The organism is Methylocystis sp., assembly GCF_021731785.1.
GTDB lineage: Bacteria > Pseudomonadota > Alphaproteobacteria > Rhizobiales > Beijerinckiaceae > Methylocystis.
This window is the reverse complement of sequence record NZ_JAKFWS010000056.1, coordinates 1-3,573: the sequence shown is the minus strand read 5'-3', so window position 1 is coordinate 3,573 and position 3,573 is coordinate 1. Positions and strand designations below refer to the sequence as shown.

General features: G+C 63.2%; 3 protein-coding genes. All 3 read left to right on the top strand.

Annotated features, from left to right (window positions below; genetic code table 11):
* A partial coding sequence (gene gltX / locus QZ964_RS11055; protein WP_292531675.1) for a glutamate--tRNA ligase occupies nucleotides 1-1,096 on the top strand: 1,096 nt, incomplete at its 5' end.
* Between the two features lie 310 nt (nucleotides 1,097-1,406).
* Nucleotides 1,407-2,693, top strand: a complete 1,287-nt coding sequence (locus tag QZ964_RS11050; protein ID WP_292531673.1) for a citrate synthase — start codon at nucleotides 1,407-1,409, stop codon at nucleotides 2,691-2,693.
* A gap of 156 nt (nucleotides 2,694-2,849) precedes the next feature.
* Nucleotides 2,850-3,573: YcjX family protein (locus tag QZ964_RS11045; protein WP_292531671.1), on the top strand; the 724-nt coding region annotated here is incomplete at its 3' end.

Sequence of the window (3,573 nt, the reverse complement as noted above, 5' to 3'; positions counted from 1 at the left end):
CGAGAAAGCTAAGGCGGAAAAGCGTCCTTGGCGCTACGACGGCCGTTGGCGCGATCGCGATCCCTCGGAGGCGCCCGCCGGCGCGCCCTATGTCGTGCGCATCAAGGCGCCCCAGGACGGCGAGACGATCGTCGACGACGCCGTGCAGGGACGCGTCGTCTTCCAGAACAAGGATCTTGACGATTTCATTCTGCTGCGCTCGGACGGCGCGCCGACCTACATGCTCGCGGTCGTCGTCGACGATCACGACATGGGCGTCACGCAGATCATTCGCGGCGACGATCATCTCACCAATGCTGGGCGACAGACGCATATCTATCAGGCGATGGGGTGGACGATCCCGGCCTTCGCGCATATTCCGCTGATTCACGGACCGGACGGCGCCAAGCTTTCGAAGCGCCACGGCGCGCTCGGCGTCGACGCCTACCGCGCGATGGGCTACCTGCCGGCCGCGCTGCGCAACTATCTCGTTCGATTGGGGTGGTCGCAGGGCGACAAGGAGTTCTTCACGACGCCGGAGATGGTCGAGTCGTTCGATCTCGCGCAGGTGCATCGCTCGCCGGCGCGGTTCGATTTCGCCAAGCTCGAAAATATGAACGGCCACTATCTGCGCGACAGCGATGATGACGAGCTGTTGGACTTGCTCATCGCGACGCTTCCCTATCTCGAAGGCGGCGGCGCGATCGCGCAGGCGCTCGACGACAGGTCGCGCGCGCAACTACGCGCCGCCTTGCCGGGCCTGAAGGCGCGTGCGAAGACCTTGAACGAACTTCTTGACGGCGCGGGCTTTCTCTTCGCGCAGCGTCCGCTGTCGCTCGACGCAAAGGCGGCGCAATTGCTTTCGGCGGAAGCGCGCGCGCGGCTTGCGGCGCTTGTCGAGAAACTTGCAGCGCTTCCGAACTGGACGGCCGCAACGACGGAAGCGGTCGTGCGCGATCTTGCGACAGCGCTTGGCGTCAAACTGGGCGATCTCGCACAGCCTTTGCGCGCCGCGCTCACCGGCCGCGCGACCTCGCCCGGCATATTCGACGTGCTGGAAATTTTGGGGCGCGAGGAAAGTCTTGCGCGAATTTCCGATCAGGCGGCTATGGCGTAACCCGTATCGCCGCGGCGTTGGCGCGCGTAAAAATCGCTGACGCGATTTTCGGCGCCGCGCCGGTTTCCGCGCCACTGCGAAACACATAGCCCTTATTCGCGAGGCGTGCGCGAAACGCGTGACGCGCGCTTGACAGCCCTTGCGGTTGATATAGCTTTTTGCACCGCACAACAAACCGAATGCAACGCATCGGCGTGCGCGTGAAAGCGACGACATCGCGAATGTGACGCAATTCATGCATAGCGTTCGCGCGCGTCGCGCCGCGATCCGGCTCGTTGCGAGCGCGGGGGCGGTTGAGAGGGGAGCGGGTATGCCGGAGAAGAATGCTGTCTTCACAGTCGGCGACGGATCGGTCGATTTGCCGATCAAGGATGGCACGCTGGGGCCGTCCGTTGCGGACATCCGCAATCTCTACGCCGAAACCGGCATGTTCACCTTCGATCCGGGATTCACCGCGACCGCGTCATGCGAATCGAAGATCACCTTTATCGACGGTGAAGCCGGCGTTCTGCTCTATCGCGGCTATCCGATTGAACAGCTCGCCGAACATGGCGACTTTCTCGAAACCTGCTACCTGCTGCTTTATGGAGAATTGCCGTCCGCCGCCGAGAAGGCGAATTTCGACTATCGGATCACGCGCCACACAATGGTGCATGAGCAGATGGCGCGATTCTTCCAGGGGTTCCGCCGCGACGCGCATCCGATGGCGGTGATGGTCGCCTCCGTGGGCGCGCTCTCGGCCTTCTATCACGACTCGACGAACATCGCCGATCCCACCCAGCGCATGGTGGCGTCGACGCGCATGATCGCGAAGATCCCGACGCTCGCGGCGATGGCCTATAAATATTCGGTCGGCCAGCCGTTCGTTTATCCAAAGAACGACCTCGACTACACGTCGAACTTCCTGCGCATGTGCTTCGCGGTTCCCTGCGAGGAATATAAAGTCAATCCGGTGCTGTCGCGCGCGCTCGACCGGATCTTCATCCTGCACGCCGATCACGAACAGAACGCGTCGACCTCGACCGTTCGACTGTCCGGCTCATCGGGGGCGAATCCTTTCGCCTGCATTGCGGCGGGCATCGCCTCGCTGTGGGGGCCGGCGCATGGCGGCGCCAATGAAGCGGTGCTGAAAATGCTCGCCGAGATCGGCACGCCGGACCGCATTCCGCAGTTCATCGCGCGCGCCAAGGACAAGAACGATCCGTTCCGCCTCATGGGCTTTGGCCATCGCGTTTATAAAAACTACGACCCGCGCGCCAAGATCATGCAGCGCACGACGCGCGAAGTGTTGAACGAACTCGGCGTCAAGGACGATCTGCTCGACGTCGCGCTGGAGCTCGAGCGCATCGCGCTGCACGACGACTATTTCATCGAGAAGCAACTCTATCCCAACATCGACTTCTATTCCGGCATCACGCTCAAGGCGATGAATTTTCCGACGGCGATGTTCACCGTGTTGTTCGCGGTCGCGCGCACCGTCGGCTGGATCGCCCAGTGGAAGGAGATGATCGAGGACCAGGGTTCGCGCATCGGTCGTCCGCGTCAGCTCTATACGGGCGAGAAGCAGCGCGATTACGTGCCGATGTCGAAGCGGTGATGATGCGCGCCGTGCCGCGGTAGGAACTCGTCTCCCATCCGGCGCGGAATCCTTCTGGCCAGTCTTCACCTTGGTTTGCAGCGCGACATGTTCTCACCAGCGTCTCTTGTAGGGACGCGACGTGATGCTATAGGTCGGCGGACCCGGAGCGCGCCCTTGTCGCAATTATCCGATCTGCTGTTCGAAACGCGCATCGCCACCGAGAGCGTCGCCGACTTTCTCGCCGGCGGCCGCCTGCGGCTTGGCGTCACCGGCCTGTCGCGCTCCGGCAAGACCGTGTTCATCACCGCTCTCGTGCATCATTTGACGCGCGCGATATCGGCGCGCCCGGAAAAAGCCGGCGAGAGCAAGACTCAGCTCCCGGTGTTTCGCGCGCTCGCCGAAGGCCGCATCACCTCGGCGCATCTCGATCCGCAGCCAGATTACAGCGTGCCGCGCTTCGCGTACGAGGAGCATCTCGCGGCGCTCACCGGGCTGGACCGGCATTGGCCGCAATCGACGCGGCGGATTTCCGAACTGCGAGTGACGCTGGAATATCGCTCGAAGGGCTGGTCGCTGCGCAAAGGCTTCGGCCAGGGTCCGACGCGTCTCGACATCGACATCGTCGATTATCCCGGCGAATGGCTGCTCGATCTGCCGCTCCTTGGCAAATCCTACGCGCAATGGTCTCACGAGACGCTCGACGCCGCGAGCGCCTCGGCGCGGGCGATGATCGCAAGCGAGTGGCGGGGCCTGACCGCGCAGACGGACGTCAAAGCGCGCTATAGCGAGGAAACCGCGCAGAAGCTGGCGCAGACCTTCACCCAATATCTGCGCCTTGCGCGCTCCGAGCGTTTCGCGCTCTCGAGCCTGCCGCCGGGACGGTTTCTGATGCCGGGCG